Here is a 12894-nt window from a genome sequence, read left to right as displayed (position 1 = left end):
AGATCCCGTCATGACGACACGTCCCGCGCGGGGCCGTTCCAGCGCGCCTCACGGCGCACTGGTCGGGCGTTTCTCCCGCCGCCTCGACACCGACGAGTGGTGGTGGTCGGACGGCATGTTCCGCATCCACGGCTTCGAGCCCGGCCAGGTGGTCCCCACCACGGAGCTGGTGATGAGCCACGTCGACCCCGCGGACCGCGAGGCGGCGTGGGAGTCGCGGGAGGCGGCGCTCGAGCGCGGTGGGCCGTTCTCCCTGGTCCACCGCATCACGACCGCCGCCGGCGCCGAGCGCGTCGTCATCGCGGCCGGTCACCTCGAGGACGACGGCCCGAGGGTGGTCGGCCACCTCATCGACATCACCGACGTCCGCAAGGAGGCGGTCGCCGACGAGGTCGACGGCGCGGTGGAGGACTTCGTCGACCACCGGGCCGTGATATAGCAGGCCAAGGGCGTGCTGGTGCAGCTCTACAGCGTCGACCCCGACACCGCGTGGGCGATCCTGCGGGCGTTCTCCGCCGACACCAACCGCAAGGTCCGCGACATCGCCGCGGTGCTCGTCGAGGCCGCGGGCGACAACCTCACGCCCACCCGCGACCGCGCGCCCTCACCGCACGCCACGCTCGACCGCCTCTACTCCGGTACGCCGGACCAGGCGGCCCAGCCCGGCTGACCCGGGTGCGATCATGTCCCCGACCAGACCGAGGGGACGTGAGCAGTGGCGACACCGGCAGACCGCATCCGGTCCTGGCCGACCTCCCGGATCGTGCTCGCGCTCGGTGTCCTGGCCCTTGTGGTGCTGATCGGCGTCGTCCAGCGCCCGGCCGGCGACGCTCCCGCTGGCGCCCCGGAGCCCGCCGGGGCGCCAGCCACGCCCGCCGAGACTGCCACCGCGCCGTCCGCTCCCGCGGTCGCCACCGACGAGGACTTCTGCGCCGGCTTCCGCGCGCTCGCCGACAGCCAGGCGCAGTACGTCGCCGGCTCGATCGACGAGGCCGCGCTCGAGGCGTCGGCAGACGCCCTCGTCGACACCGGTGTCCCGGCCGGGATGTCGTTGCCCGCGCGCAGCGGCTACCACACCCTCATCGGGAGCGTGTACGACTCCATCGGTCTCTCGCTGGAGCCCGGCGCAGTGGGGGCGACGAGAGAGCCCGTCGCCGGCGGCGACGCGGCCTTCTCGGCCTACCTCCAGCAGTCCTGCCCTCCCTGACCGCACCATTTCGGGGGGCCTGTGCGCGCGGATGTCTCCGCGCTCTGACAGTGTGGGCGGGTGGGGAGCGACGACTCCCCGACTATGATGAGAATCATTCCCAATACCTGAAGCACCAAGGAGAACACTCAGATGAACAAGCGTGAGCTCGTCGACGCCGTCGCCCAGGGCGCCGACCTGTCCAAGTCCGGCGCCGAGTCCGCGGTCGACGCGGTGGTCGAGGCCATCTCGTCCGCCCTCGCCAACGGCGACAAGGTGACCCTGCCCGGCTTCGGCACGTTCGAGGTCCGCGAGCGCGCCGCCCGCTCGGGCCGCAACCCGCAGACCGGCGAGGCGATGGAGATCGCCGCGTCCCGCAGCGCCGGCTTCAAGCCGGCCTCTGCCCTCAAGCAGAGCCTCAACGGCTGACGTACGCCCCGCGTACGACGGGAGGCCGCACCGATCACGGTGCGGCCTCCTCGCCATTTCGTGGCCTGCCTCAGCTGTACTGGTTCTTCGGCGCCTCGATGGGCTCGATCTGCTCGATGGTCACCTCCGGCGGCTCCACGCCGCCGTCCCCCGTGCCGGGGACGTGCGTGGCGACCACGCGCACCCACTGGTCGTCGGGCGGTGCCTCCACGCCGGACGCGGCGATGCGCATGACGGTGGCGTCGGCGGCGCAGCAGTTGATGCCGAACTGCGTGACGTACCAGGTGCCGGACTTGTCCCGGCTGACGAACCCGGTGAGCTCGAGGCGGCGGTCGGCGAGGGTGGCCCCGTCGTCGTACGCCGCGCGGAACAGGACGTCGTCGAGCGTCAGGGCCACCGGGTCACCCTCGGGAAGCGGGGGCAGCGAGACCTCGCTCGCCTCCTTGATCGGGACGACCGCGTTCTGGGCGCGCTCGGCGAAGTGGGCGCCGAGGGCAGGAGGGGCGATGAGGAAGAAGACGAGCGACGGGGCGAAGAGGAGCCAGGCCGCCCGCGGGACGTGGGCGTCGTGCCCGTCGTCCTGCGAGCCCTGGTCGCGCCACAGGTCCGCCAGCGCCAGGACGATCAGGAGGACGCCGCACGCGATGAGCGGCCAGCGCATCCAGGAGTTCACGTAGCGCAGGTAGGCGTCCCCCGCGGCCATGCGGAGCAGCACGGCGCCGGTGACCGCCAGCAGCAGGGTCTGGGTCGCGCGTGTCACAGCAGCCACCATCCCATGCCACAGGCCGACAGCACGGCCACGACGATCACGAGCGGGACGAAGCGCAGGGCGAACGCACCGCCGAACTGGCCGGACTCCATCGAGGCGAGCTTCACGTCCATCGCCGGGCCGACCACCATGAAGACGAGCTTGGCGGTGTCGGAGAAGGCGCTGAGGCTGGCGGCGACGAACGCGTCGGCCTCCGAGCAGAGGGCGACGACGAAGGCGAAGATCGCCATCGAGCCCACCGCGAGGAAGACGTTGCCTGCGACGCTGTCGATGATCTCGCGCGGCACGAACGTGTTGATCGCGGCCGCGATCATCGCGCCCAGCACGAGGAAGCCCGCTGCGTGGATGAAGTCGTGGCGCACGCTGCCGAGGAAGGCCTGCGCGGCGCCCTCGCCGTGGTCGTGGGTGCGCTGGCGGTGCAGGATCGGCACCCGTCCGGCGAAGCGCAGCCACAGCCAGCCGACCGCGACGGCGGTCACCAGCGAGGCCAGGAAGCGCGCCAGCACGATCTCGGGCCGGTTGGGGAAGGCGACGGCGGTCGACACCAGCACGACCGGGTTGACCGCGGGGGCGGCGAGCAGGAACGTCAGCGCCACCGCCGGCGCGACCCCGCGCCGCATCAGGCTGCTCGCGACCGGCACCGACGCGCACTCGCACCCCGGCAGGGCCACGCCGGCGAGGCCGGCGACGGGCACGCCGAGGCCCGGGTTGGCCGGGACGAGCCTGCGCAGCGCCTTCTCCGAGAGCATCGTCGCGATGACTCCCGCGAGCAGGACGCCCCCGACGAGGAACGGGATCGACTGCACGACGATCGCGACGAAGATCGTGCTCCAGGTGGCCAGCGCGGGCGAGTCGAGTCGCGGCACCAGCCACTGCTGCGACACCACGAGGGCACCGAGCACGGCGAAGACGACGTAGACCTGGAGCGGGAGGCCACCCACCTGGCGCCCGGGCGCGGTGGTGGGGGCGTCGTCCTGTCGGGTCGGTGCGCTCATGAGGGCGCCAGCTGTGCCGGGATCACCGGAGGATCCTAAGTGGTGCCAGTCGTCGCGGCGAAGGGTTCGTCCATGCCTGTGGACGGCTCCTGCCTACCAGGACGACTTCGTGATGCCCGGCAGCTCGCCGCGGTGCGCGAGCGTGCGCAGGTTGATCCGCGACAGCCCGGCCTTGCGGACGTAGCCGCGGGGTCGCCCGTCGACCTGGTCGCGGTTGCGGACCCGTACGGGGCTCGCGTCGCGGGGCAGCCGGGCCAGGGCCCGTACGGCTGCCTCCCGCTCCTCGGCCGTGCGCGCGGTGCGCACGGCCTCCTTCAGCTCCGCGCGCCTCGCTGCGTACTTCGTGACGATCTGCTTGCGCCGCTCATTGGCGACGATCTTGGACTTCTTGGCCATCAGACCTTCCCTCCCCGGGCGCGGATGTCGGCGACGACCGCCTCGATGCCGCGCTGGTCGATCGTCTTGATCCCTCGCGCGCTGAGCGTGAGCGTGACCGTGCGGCCCAGGCTGGGCACCCAGTACTTCTTGGACTGGACGTTGACGTCGAAGCGCCGCTTCGTGCGGCGGTGCGAGTGTGAGACGTGGTGGCCGAAGCCCGGCCTGGCGCCGGTGACCTGGCAGGTGCGTGCCATGAGTTGCTCCTTCTCCCCGGCCGGCTCAGCCCTGGCGGGTCTTGAGCCGGGGGTTGCGCTTGTTGATGACGTAGGTGCGGCCGCGGCGGCGCACGACCTGCGAGCCGGGCTGGTTCTTCACCGAGCGGATGGAGTTGCGGACCTTCATCGGGGTTCCTTCTGTGGTGGAGGGGGCGCGTCAGCGACCGGTGAACGGGAGCAGCGCCATCTCGCGCGCGTTCTTGATCGCGCGGTTGACCATCCGCTGCTGCTGCGGGGTGATCCCGGTGATCCGGCGGGAGCGGATCTTGCCCCGGTCGGACAGGAACGTGCGCAGGAGCGCGGTGTCCTTGTAGTCGACGTGCGTGACGTCGGGGGCGAGCAGCGGCTTCTTCCGGGTGCGACCGGTGCGGGCGGCGCTGGGCTTGCGGGGCGCGCTCATCGCACCGGCCTCCCGTTCGCGTCGACGAGACCGCGCTGCACCGCGCGGACGAGACGGCGCGGGACGTTGCGGACCTCACCGTCGATGATCACGGGCACGAGGTCGACGGGGGTCGCCTTCCACTGGGAGCGGCGGTGGCGGGTGTTGCTGCGTGAGGTGCGGCGCTTGGGGACGGCCACGGGTTCCTCCTGTGTCTGGTGGCGGGTGGGGCAGGCGGGATCAGGCGACGTCGCGGATGTCGCCGAGCCACGGCTCGAGGCCGTCCTCGACGACGTCCCACGGTTCGGCCTGCCGCGCCTCGGCGGGGGTGAGGAGGACCTCCTCGAACGCCCTGCGCAGGTCGGTGGGCGGGGTGCCGAGGCCGGTGTAGAGCAGCCGGGTCACGGGCGTGCGTCGTCCCCACGGGCTGTAGCCGCCGATGCTGAGCTGGCCGCCGGCGCCCGACCACTCGAGCATGTCTCCCGGCCGGGTGGGCACCCAGAAGCAGCCGCGGGCGCGGTGCTCGCCGGTGCCGAGTCGCTCGATGTGGTCGAGCAGCCGCTCCGGGTGGAACGGGCGCGGGGAGCGGAGCTCCAGGCGCCACGCCCGCCCGGGCTCGAGCATGGGGACGTCGAAGCCGAGCTCGGGGGAGCACCAGGCGTCGGCGAGGCTGTGGTGGTGGCGGTCGGCCACGAGCGCAGGCCCGTCCACCTGGTCGGCACCGTGGATGACCGGGGTTCCCGGCCGCGCCAGCGCGTGCAGCAGGTCCACCGCCTCGGGGCGCGGGTCGGCGTCGACCACGACGACGTCGGCGAGCTCGACCTGGGCGCACGCGACCTCCCCCACGCCGCGGTCGTCGTACGGGTTGGTGTGCACGCCGCGCTCGCGCAGCAGGTCGTCGCCGAGCAGGTCGCGCACGGTGTCGCCCGATCCGACTGCTGCCACGATCGCGCTGAGCTTGAGGTGGCGGGCCAGGCGCGAGTCGGTCGCCAGGGCGTGCGCGAGCTGGCCGGCCTCGGTCCCGGTCGGCAGCCCGGAGACGATCGTGCTCCAGCGGTCGTCGCGCGCCAGACGCTGCAGCGTCGGCAGGATGTCCTCGCGCAGGGCGCAGCTCACGCACGCGTGCTCGAGCTGGACCTCGTGGCGCTCGACCACGCCGCCTGTGTCGCTGACGGTCCGGGCGAGGACCTGCGACTCGGGGTCGATGGTGTGGCGCACCGAGACCGCGCGGGGCAGGTCCCACGCCAGGGTGAGCAGGGTCGCGTCCATGGCGGCCGGGTCGACGCCGGTCACCACCACCAGCGGGCTCCTCATCGGGCACCGCCGTAGCGCCGCTGGAACTTCTCGACGCGGCCCTCGCTGTCGAGCGTACGGGCGGTGCCGGTCCAGAACGGGTGGCTGTCGCTCGTGATGTCCACGTCCACGACCGGGTAGCTCCGACCGTCGATGTCCACGGTCCGCTCGTGCTGCTGCGCAGCCAGCGTCGAGCGGGTCAGCGTGAGCGCGCCGGTGGACCGGTCGCGGAAGAACACGGGGCCGTAGTCGGGGTGGATGCCCTGCTTCACTTCGCCTCCTTGTAACGAGAATCGTTCTCAACAATAGACCACGGCGACGGGAAGGGCCAGCCCAGTAGCATGACCGCCATGACCGCGCGCACCTCCGGCTCCGCCCCTGCCGGCCCAGGCCGCCGGGACACCCGCCAGCGCCGGCTGCTGCGCGACCAGCTGTCGCGGCAGGAGGCATTCGTCAGTGCCCAGCAGATGTACGACGACCTGCGCGCCAGCGGTGACCGGGTCGGCCTCGCCACCGTCTATCGCACGCTCCAGGCGATGACCGAGGCCGGCGAGCTCGACGTGCTGCGCTCCGACGACGGCGAGGTGCTCTACCGCCAGTGCGGACCCCAGCACCACCACCACCTCGTGTGCCGCGCGTGCGGCGTGACCGTCGAGGTCGATGGCCCGGCGGTGGAGCGGTGGGCGACCACGGCCGCAGCCGAGCACGGCTTCACCGAGGTGACGCACGTGGTCGAGCTGTTCGGCCTCTGCGCGACCTGCTCGCGTCCTAGCTGACCAGCCGGCTGCGGTGCGCCCACGCGGCGAGCGCCGTGGTCAGCGGCACGGCCGCGATCAGCCCGATGGTGGCGACCACGCTGCGCACGATCTCCTGCGCGACGACCTGGCTCGGCACGACCGCGGTGAGCGAGCCGTTGTCGGCCACCAGCAGCACGAGCAGCGGCAGCGACGACCCGGCGTAGGCCAGGACGATCGTGTTCACCACGGACGCGACATGGGCGCGACCCACGCGGCTGCCGGCGCGGAAGAGGCGGGCGAAGCCGGCGGACGGGTCGGCGTGCGCGATCTCCTCCACGGTGGCGGCCTGGGTGACGGTGACGTCGTCGAGGACGCCGAGGGAGCCGATGACGATGCCGGCCAGCAGCAGCCCGCGCATGTCGACGCCCTGCGAGGCGCCGACCGAGGCGGACAGGTCGTCGGTGACGCCGGTGAGGTGGAGCAGGGTGACCGACAGGGCGCCGAGCGCACCGGTGAGCGCGAGGGCGGCGAGCGTGCCGAGCACCGCCATCGTCGTGGTGAGCCCGAAGCCGTGGGTCAGGTAGAGCACCACGAGCACGATCGCCGACGACGCCACGACGGCGACGAGCAGCGGCGGGCTCCCGTCGAGGATCGCCGGGACCACGAAGAAGGCCAGGATCGCGAAGGTCGCCGCGAGCCCGGCCAGCGACGCCACGCCGCGCCAGCGACCGAACGCGACTAGGGCCAGCACGAACGCCAGGCCGAGGAACCACAGCCCCGTCTGGCGCTGGTGGTCGACCACGGCGTACGACACCCCGTCCGGGGTCTCGTTGCGGATCATCACGACGTCCTCGCCGACCTCGACGTCGGGTTCGCCGAGCCCGCCCGGCAGCGGCGCGGTCACCTCGACGGGGTCGACCGTGCCGACGGAGACCCGTACGGTCCCGCACCGCTCGACGTCCTCGGGCGTGCCGTCGGGACAGGTCTCCTCCTCCACGGCGACCACCCGCCCGGGGATCTCGGGAGCCGCGGTGGAGCCGTCGCCGATCGCGCCGGACGAGGGCCACAGCCACACGAGCGCGACGACCGTCAGCAGCGCGAGGGGCGCGACGACGACGAGCGCCGCGGTGCGGTGGAGCCGGGCCCCGGCGCGGTCCGGGGCGTGGTGGTGGGTGCCCATGGTCCTCCAGCATCCCACGCGCGGGGACGGCCCCCACCGGGGTTGCCGGTGGGGGCCGTCCGCGTGCGGGGTGTGCGGGTCGTGTCAGCTGCGCGGCGTGGGCGGGGGCATGTGCTGCGTCGCCTCCGGGTCCACGCTGGTGGGGTAGTTGCTACCGGTGGTGGACGCGCGGCTGCCGTTGCCGGTGTCGGCGTACGAGCTGCTGTGGCTGCTCATCTCGTCGCGGGCACGGTCGGCGCCCACCCGGGCGTCGTGCTTGGCCTGGTCGGCCGCCTGGCCGCCCTTGTCCTTGGCCTGGCGCAGCATGTCCGCGGCGAGCTCGCGACCGCCGAGGCCGAAGGCCAGGGCGAGGCCGAGGGCCAGGGCGAACATGATGGCGGTGAAGGCGATGCGCACGATCTCCGGAGCGATCTGCAGCTGCTCGAGGATCATGAAGAACGCGATCGTCATGATGACCGCCGGGGCGACCGCCCCGACGACCTTGCCGGTGGGGGTGTCGCCCATGAAGCGCACGACGGCGCCGGCGACCGCACCCGACAGGAGCGCGGCGACGATGAAGATCAGGATCGCCACGATCACGTTGGGCAGGTAGGCGAGCACCTCGTTCATGAAGCTCGTCGCGGCCGGGATGCCGAGCGCCCCGATGGCGGCGGTGACGAAGAAGATGAAGATGAGCCAGAACACGACGCGCGAGATGCCGTTGGCCGGCGAGGCTCCAGGCAGCACGGCGTCGACGTACCGGTTGGCCGAGCTCTCGTGGAGCCGCCGGTCGAGGTGCACCTTGTCGAGGAGCTTCTTGACGATCCCGGCGACGACCTTCGACACGAGGTAGCCGACGAGGAGGATGAGCAGGAAGCCGACGAGGTTGGGCAGGAAGCTGAAGATGCCGTCGGTCGTTCTCTGGAAGCTGTCACCGATGTCCACGGGGGGTCCTTTCTTCCGGTGTGCAGGAACCTCCACGCTGCAACGGCTCCGCCCGGGACGGCACACCCCTCCGATCCGTATGGTCTGGGCCAACGTGGGTAGGAGGGGCGGGCCGCGGCGGCCTCAGGCCAGACGGTTGAGGACGGTGGTCATGTCGTCCTCGGTGTCGCTGCCGATCTTCTCGAACACGACCTTCATGATCGGGTCGGCGAGCTTGGCGGCGCCCTTCATCTCGATGTTCGCCTCGTAGGTCACGCGGCTCCCGGCACCGTCGGGGTGGGGCACGACGGTGATCGTGTCGACCGACCGCGCGGTGTCGTTCGCCCCCACCAGCACGATGGTGTCGTCGGTCAGCTGCTGCAGGGTGTAGGTCAGCTCGGTGGTGACACCGGCGATCTTGGAGACGTTGTGCCAGGTGGAGCCCACCTGGACGGGACCGGGGTCCTGGCGGGTGCACGACTCGGTGCCCGGGTCCCACTCCTCGGCGTGGCTGAAGTCCTTCAAGTAGTCCACCACGACGGCGGGCTCGGGGCGGACGTCGAACGTGCGGGTCACTGTGGTCATGCCTCGACAGTAGGCACGCACTTCTTCGCGACAGACCGCCCGAAGGGGTGCGCGGCGACGGGCCTTGTCCCACCCCTGCGGATCGGGGAGATTGGCGCCATGTCGCACGACCTCTCCTCGCTGCCCGGCTTCCACGACCACCTCGAGCGGTGCCTGCGCCTGGCCGAGCAGGCGCTCGAGACGGGCAACTCCGCCTTCGGCTCGGTGCTGGTCGACGCGACCGGCACCGTCCTGGCCACGGGTCACAACGAGGAGGTGAGCCGCGGCGACGGCACCGCGCACCCCGAGATCGAGCTCGCGCAGTGGGCGGCCGCGCACGTGCCTGCCGAGGAGCGCGGGTCGTGCGTCGTCTTCACCTCCGGCGAGCACTGCCCCATGTGCGCGGCCGCGCACGCGTGGGTCGGCCTCGGCCCGATCGTCTACGCCGCCTCGTCCGAGCAGCTGGTGCGGTGGCACCGCGAATGGGGCGTCCCCGCCGCGCCCGTCGCGGCGCTGCCGGTCACCGTCGTCGCGCCGGGCGTACGGGTCCACGGGCCGGTCGCGCCGTACGACGAGCGCGTCCGCGCGCTGCACGAGCGCAGGCTGCGGGGATGAGCGACCTCGTCCTCACCGGGGCTCGGGTCTTCGACGGCCACCGCTACCTCGGCGATGCCGGTGACGTGCTGGTGCGCGAGGGCCGGATCGTGTCGGTGGGCGGCTCGGACCGTACGCCGGGTGCGGAGGTCGTCGACTGCGGCGGCGCGCTCCTGCTGCCGGGCTTCGTCGACGCCCACGTCCACCCCGTGCAGGGCGGGATCGAGCGGCTCACCTGCGACCTGAGCGGGCTGCCGGTCGACCGCGCGGCCTACCTCGCGCACGTCGGGGCGTACGCCGCCTCGCGCCCCGACCTCGACTGGGTGCAGGGCGGGGGCTGGGCGATGGCGGCCTTCCCCGGCGGGCTGCCGACCGCGGCCGAGCTCGACACCGTCGTCGCGGACCGGCCCGCCGCGCTGGTCAACCGCGACCACCACGGCATGTGGGTCAACACCCGCGCGCTCGCCGTCGCCGGCATCAACCGCGACACCCCCGACCCGGCCGACGGGCGCATCGAGCGCGACGCCGCGGGAGAGCCGACGGGCGTGCTGCACGAGGGCGCGATGGACCTGGTGCTGGCGGTGCTGCCGGTGCCCGACGCGGATGCGTTGTACGCCGGATTGCTCGAGGGTCAGCGACACCTCCACTCGCTCGGCGTGACCGGGTGGCAGGACGCGATCGTCGGAGCGTACGCCGGGATGCGGGACACGGGGCCGACCTATCGCCGGGCGGCTGCCTCCGGCGACCTGACGGGGACCGTCGTCGGCGCGCTGTGGTGGGAGCGCGAGCGCGGGCTGGAGCAGGTGGCCGAGCTGGTGGAGAAGCGGGAGGCCTACTCGTACGGGCGCTTCGCCGCGACGTCGGTCAAGATCATGCAGGACGGCGTGGCGGAGAACGGGACGGCGGCGCTGGTCGAGCCCTACCTCGACCGGTGTGGGCACGCGACGACGAACTCCGGGCTGTCGTTCGTGTCGCCCACCTTGCTCCGGTCGGCTGTCGCGGCGCTGGACTCGGAGGGCTTCCAGGTGCACGTGCACGGGCTGGGGGACCGCGGTGTGCGGGAGGCGCTCGAGGCGTTCGCCGGGACGGACCCGTCGCGGCGCCACCACATCGCGCACCTGCAGCTGGTGCATCCCGCCGACGTGCCGCGGTTCGCCGAGCTGGGCGTCGCGGCCAACATCCAGGCTCTGTGGGCCTGCTTCGACGAGCAGATGGTGGACCTGACCATCCCGTTCCTCGGTCCCGAGCGCGCCGCACGGCAGTACCCCTTCGGCGACCTCCGCCGCGCGGGTGCGCGGCTCGTCGCCGGCAGCGACTGGCCCGTCAGCACCCCGAACCCGCTCGAGGTCATCCACGTCGCAGTCCACCGCATGGCGTACGGGGAGCCGGGGCGTGCGGGGACCGAGCCGTTCCTCCCCTCGCAGGCGCTGTCGCTCGAGGTGGCCCTGGCGGCCTACACCTCCGGCTCGGCCTGGGTGTGCCACCGCGACGACGCCGGGGTCATCGCGCCGGGGGCGGTCGCGGACCTGGTGCTGCTGGACCGGGACGTCTTCGACGAGCCGCTCGAGGTCGGGGCGGCGAAGGTGGAGCGGGTGTGGGTGGGGGGAGAGGTGGTGGAGAAGCGGTGACCGGTTGCCGCCTGGCTCCTCGGGTTCTCGCTCGCCGGCAGCTCCGACGACGACCGCGCGCTCTCCGACCTCGGGCTCGCGATCTACTTCGCCGTCTGGAGCGGCGCCATCATCTACGCGCTCATCATTCTGACGGTCGAGCAGTCCGCAGTCGAACACCCTTGCGCATAGTGTTTGTATCGAGTAGGCTGTCGGCGAACCTCGGATGAGAGGTGTGCTACGAGGGCCTCGGCCCAGTTGGCGTCCTGGTGACGACCGTTGACCTGCCGCACAGACGTGCGGTGCGGAGACCCGTCGTCGAAGGAGGCCGATCGTGGACCGTCACCCGATCGTTGCGGCTGCCACGGACGTACGCGCCTCGCTCAAGGCCGTGGTCGACGCGAACCCCGCGTTCATGTCGGTCGAGGACAAGGCGGTCGCCCTGCGTGAGCTGGTCGCCGCCGAGGCGCAGCTGGCCGAGCTGCGGCTGCGGGTCCTGGCCGACGCCGGCGACCTTGCCGAGCAGACGGCCGCGAAGGACGCCGCGGGGTGGCTCGCGCACCACACCCGTACGCGTTTCGCCGACGCCCGCGCCGACCTCGCGCTCGCCACCGCTCTCGACCGGGAGCGTCCCGCGCTGGCCGTCGCGATGCGCGAGGGGGCTGCGACGCTCGCGCAGGCCCACGTCATCGACCGCGCGCTGGTCGCACTTCCCGCCTCCGTCGACGCCGAGACGCTCGCCCGGGCCGAGGTGTACCTGGTCGAGAAGGCCGGGGAGTTCGGCCCGAGGGAGCTAGGTCGCATCGGGCGGCGGATCCTCGACGTCGTCGCCCCGGAGATCGCCGAGGCAGCCGAGGCCGCCCGGCTCGCCGACCTCGAGGCCCACGCCGCACAGCAGACCCGGCTCACCCTGCGCCGCCTCGGCGACGGCACCACCCGCATCTCCGGCCGGATCCCCGACCTGGCCGCCACCCGGCTCGCGACCTACCTCGAGGCGTACGCCAACCCCCGCAAGCCCGACAGCGTGAAGCAGCCGGGTGACGCGGTCGCCCGGCTGCCCTACCCCCGCCGCCTCGGCGAGGCGTTCACCCAGCTGATCGAGGCGATGGACACGGAACGGATGCCGCTGCACGGTGGCGACGCCACCGCCCTCGTCGTCACCGTCGACCTCGCAGCCCTCCAGGCCGACCTCGCCACCGCCGACCTCATCGGCGGCGGGCTCGTCCCCGGCGACGACCTCACCGGCGACCGCATCACCGCCGCCCAGGCCCGACGGCTCGCCTGCACCGCGAAGATCCTCCCCGCCGTCCTCGGCGCAGACAGCCTCCCGCTCGACCTCGGACGCGCCCGGCGGCTGTTCAGCCCGGCCCAGCGCAAGGCACTCCTGGTCCGCGACCGCACCTGCCGCGCCGAGGGCTGCGACGTCCCCGGCACCTGGTGCGACGCCCACCACCTCCACCCCTGGCACACCGGCGGCCGCACCGACCTCGCCGACGGGGTGCTGCTGTGCAGCCACCACCACCATCGCATCCACGACGACGCGTTCCGGGTCGAGCGCCTCGCCAACGGCGACCACCGGTTCCACCGACGCAGATAATCTCGACG

The 12894-nt window shown here is 72.7% G+C and carries 20 protein-coding genes; 8 read left to right on the top strand and 12 right to left on the bottom strand.

The genetic code is table 11. The features are described 5' to 3' along the window. Window positions 1-10 precede the first annotated feature (10 nt). The 4 genes from IE200_RS06680 to IE200_RS06665 all read left to right on the top strand — a co-directional run bounded on the left by IE200_RS06680 (window position 11) and on the right by IE200_RS06665 (window position 1615). Entirely contained in the window at window positions 11-439 is a 429-nt protein-coding gene (locus IE200_RS06680; protein ID WP_191278594.1) for a PAS domain-containing protein, read from the top strand. Window positions 440-451: 12 nt separating this feature from the next. Next, window positions 452-670: an ANTAR domain-containing protein gene (locus IE200_RS06675; RefSeq protein WP_268245529.1), complete on the top strand. Its 219-nt coding sequence runs from the start codon at window positions 452-454 to the stop codon at window positions 668-670. A 45-nt stretch (window positions 671-715) separates the two neighbouring features. Continuing rightward, entirely contained in the window at window positions 716-1207 is a 492-nt protein-coding gene (locus IE200_RS06670) for a hypothetical protein (RefSeq protein WP_191278592.1), read from the top strand. Window positions 1208-1339: 132 nt separating this feature from the next. Then, window positions 1340-1615: an HU family DNA-binding protein gene (locus IE200_RS06665; protein WP_129454987.1), complete on the top strand. Its 276-nt coding sequence runs from the start codon at window positions 1340-1342 to the stop codon at window positions 1613-1615. Between the two features lie 70 nt (window positions 1616-1685). Here the strand turns inward: IE200_RS06665 and IE200_RS06660 are convergent, their stop codons facing one another. The 9 genes from IE200_RS06660 to IE200_RS06620 all read right to left on the bottom strand — a co-directional run bounded on the left by IE200_RS06660 (window position 1686) and on the right by IE200_RS06620 (window position 5976). Further along, complete coding sequence (locus IE200_RS06660) at window positions 1686-2384, bottom strand: TIGR03943 family putative permease subunit (RefSeq protein ID WP_191278591.1); 699 nt, start codon at window positions 2382-2384, stop codon at window positions 1686-1688. Beyond that, window positions 2372-3379 carry a permease gene (locus IE200_RS06655; protein WP_191278590.1) on the bottom strand — a complete coding sequence of 336 codons (1008 nt, stop codon included), beginning with the start codon at window positions 3377-3379 and terminating at the stop codon, window positions 2372-2374. Before IE200_RS06655 ends, IE200_RS06660 begins: the two co-directional genes overlap by 13 nt. A gap of 93 nt (window positions 3380-3472) precedes the next feature. Continuing rightward, window positions 3473-3775 (bottom strand): 30S ribosomal protein S14, encoded by a 303-nt coding sequence (gene rpsN, locus IE200_RS06650; RefSeq protein ID WP_191278589.1) that lies wholly within the window; start codon window positions 3773-3775, stop codon window positions 3473-3475. Continuing rightward, window positions 3775-4011 carry a 50S ribosomal protein L28 gene (rpmB, locus tag IE200_RS06645; RefSeq protein ID WP_191278588.1) on the bottom strand — a complete coding sequence of 79 codons (237 nt, stop codon included), beginning with the start codon at window positions 4009-4011 and terminating at the stop codon, window positions 3775-3777. Before rpmB ends, rpsN begins: the two co-directional genes overlap by 1 nt. Before the next feature lie 25 nt (window positions 4012-4036). Further along, entirely contained in the window at window positions 4037-4159 is a 123-nt protein-coding gene (gene ykgO, locus IE200_RS06640) for a type B 50S ribosomal protein L36 (protein WP_129454981.1), read from the bottom strand. 30 nt (window positions 4160-4189) lie between these two features. Beyond that, on the bottom strand, window positions 4190-4432 hold the full coding sequence (gene rpsR, locus IE200_RS06635) for a 30S ribosomal protein S18 (protein WP_191278587.1): 243 nt from the start codon (window positions 4430-4432) through the stop codon (window positions 4190-4192). Next, the gene (gene rpmF / locus IE200_RS06630; RefSeq protein WP_191278586.1) at window positions 4429-4611 is read right to left on the bottom strand and encodes a 50S ribosomal protein L32; all 183 of its coding nucleotides are present in this window, start codon (window positions 4609-4611) and stop codon (window positions 4429-4431) included. Before rpmF ends, rpsR begins: the two co-directional genes overlap by 4 nt. Before the next feature lie 40 nt (window positions 4612-4651). Then, complete coding sequence (locus IE200_RS06625; protein ID WP_191278585.1) at window positions 4652-5725, bottom strand: CobW family GTP-binding protein; 1074 nt, start codon at window positions 5723-5725, stop codon at window positions 4652-4654. After that, window positions 5722-5976: a type B 50S ribosomal protein L31 gene (locus IE200_RS06620; protein WP_191278584.1), complete on the bottom strand. Its 255-nt coding sequence runs from the start codon at window positions 5974-5976 to the stop codon at window positions 5722-5724. Before IE200_RS06620 ends, IE200_RS06625 begins: the two co-directional genes overlap by 4 nt. Window positions 5977-6054: 78 nt before the next feature. On the opposite strand from IE200_RS06620, the gene IE200_RS06615 reads away from it, so the two are divergent. Beyond that, window positions 6055-6480 carry a Fur family transcriptional regulator gene (locus tag IE200_RS06615; protein WP_191278583.1) on the top strand — a complete coding sequence of 142 codons (426 nt, stop codon included), beginning with the start codon at window positions 6055-6057 and terminating at the stop codon, window positions 6478-6480. Here IE200_RS06615 and IE200_RS06610 read toward each other — a convergent pair. The 3 genes from IE200_RS06610 to IE200_RS06600 form a co-directional block, all read right to left on the bottom strand. Beyond that, a complete protein-coding gene (locus IE200_RS06610) occupies window positions 6473-7621 on the bottom strand; it encodes a YibE/F family protein (protein ID WP_191278582.1) in 1149 nt (382 codons plus the stop codon). The genes IE200_RS06615 and IE200_RS06610 overlap by 8 nt on opposite strands. A gap of 84 nt (window positions 7622-7705) precedes the next feature. Continuing rightward, window positions 7706-8545, bottom strand: coding sequence for a mechanosensitive ion channel family protein (locus IE200_RS06605; RefSeq protein ID WP_191278581.1), 840 nt, complete (start codon window positions 8543-8545; stop codon window positions 7706-7708). Window positions 8546-8668: 123 nt separating this feature from the next. After that, complete coding sequence (locus tag IE200_RS06600) at window positions 8669-9109, bottom strand: SRPBCC family protein (protein ID WP_191278580.1); 441 nt, start codon at window positions 9107-9109, stop codon at window positions 8669-8671. 99 nt (window positions 9110-9208) lie between these two features. On the opposite strand from IE200_RS06600, the gene IE200_RS06595 reads away from it, so the two are divergent. The 3 genes from IE200_RS06595 (at window position 9209) to IE200_RS06585 (ending at window position 12886) form a co-directional block, all read left to right on the top strand. Next, entirely contained in the window at window positions 9209-9703 is a 495-nt protein-coding gene (locus tag IE200_RS06595) for a nucleoside deaminase (protein WP_191278579.1), read from the top strand. Next, on the top strand, window positions 9700-11310 hold the full coding sequence (locus IE200_RS06590; protein ID WP_191278578.1) for an amidohydrolase: 1611 nt from the start codon (window positions 9700-9702) through the stop codon (window positions 11308-11310). Before IE200_RS06595 ends, IE200_RS06590 begins: the two co-directional genes overlap by 4 nt. A gap of 313 nt (window positions 11311-11623) precedes the next feature. Further along, on the top strand, window positions 11624-12886 hold the full coding sequence (locus IE200_RS06585) for an HNH endonuclease signature motif containing protein (protein WP_191278577.1): 1263 nt from the start codon (window positions 11624-11626) through the stop codon (window positions 12884-12886). Window positions 12887-12894: the final 8 nt, after the last annotated feature.

Source organism: Nocardioides flavus (ex Wang et al. 2016) (assembly GCF_014653115.1).
In the GTDB taxonomy this organism is placed as follows: domain Bacteria; phylum Actinomycetota; class Actinomycetes; order Propionibacteriales; family Nocardioidaceae; genus Nocardioides; species Nocardioides flavus.
Note: the sequence above shows the minus strand (reverse complement) of the source record. Positions and strands in the feature narration are given on the sequence as shown.

Coding starts and splice junctions, on each gene's coding strand:
- IE200_RS06680 (WP_191278594.1), top strand. CDS start 11: ATGACGACACGTCCCGCGCGGGGCCGTTCCAGCGCGCCTCACGGCGCA.
- IE200_RS06665 (WP_129454987.1), top strand. CDS start 1,340: ATGAACAAGCGTGAGCTCGTCGACGCCGTCGCCCAGGGCGCCGACCTG.
- IE200_RS06655 (WP_191278590.1), bottom strand. CDS start 3,379: ATGAGCGCACCGACCCGACAGGACGACGCCCCCACCACCGCGCCCGGG.
- rpsN (WP_191278589.1), bottom strand. CDS start 3,775: ATGGCCAAGAAGTCCAAGATCGTCGCCAATGAGCGGCGCAAGCAGATC.
- rpmB (WP_191278588.1), bottom strand. CDS start 4,011: ATGGCACGCACCTGCCAGGTCACCGGCGCCAGGCCGGGCTTCGGCCAC.
- ykgO (WP_129454981.1), bottom strand. CDS start 4,159: ATGAAGGTCCGCAACTCCATCCGCTCGGTGAAGAACCAGCCCGGCTCG.
- rpsR (WP_191278587.1), bottom strand. CDS start 4,432: ATGAGCGCGCCCCGCAAGCCCAGCGCCGCCCGCACCGGTCGCACCCGG.
- IE200_RS06625 (WP_191278585.1), bottom strand. CDS start 5,725: ATGAGGAGCCCGCTGGTGGTGGTGACCGGCGTCGACCCGGCCGCCATG.
- IE200_RS06615 (WP_191278583.1), top strand. CDS start 6,055: ATGACCGCGCGCACCTCCGGCTCCGCCCCTGCCGGCCCAGGCCGCCGG.
- IE200_RS06610 (WP_191278582.1), bottom strand. CDS start 7,621: ATGGGCACCCACCACCACGCCCCGGACCGCGCCGGGGCCCGGCTCCAC.
- IE200_RS06600 (WP_191278580.1), bottom strand. CDS start 9,109: ATGACCACAGTGACCCGCACGTTCGACGTCCGCCCCGAGCCCGCCGTC.
- IE200_RS06595 (WP_191278579.1), top strand. CDS start 9,209: ATGTCGCACGACCTCTCCTCGCTGCCCGGCTTCCACGACCACCTCGAG.
- IE200_RS06590 (WP_191278578.1), top strand. CDS start 9,700: ATGAGCGACCTCGTCCTCACCGGGGCTCGGGTCTTCGACGGCCACCGC.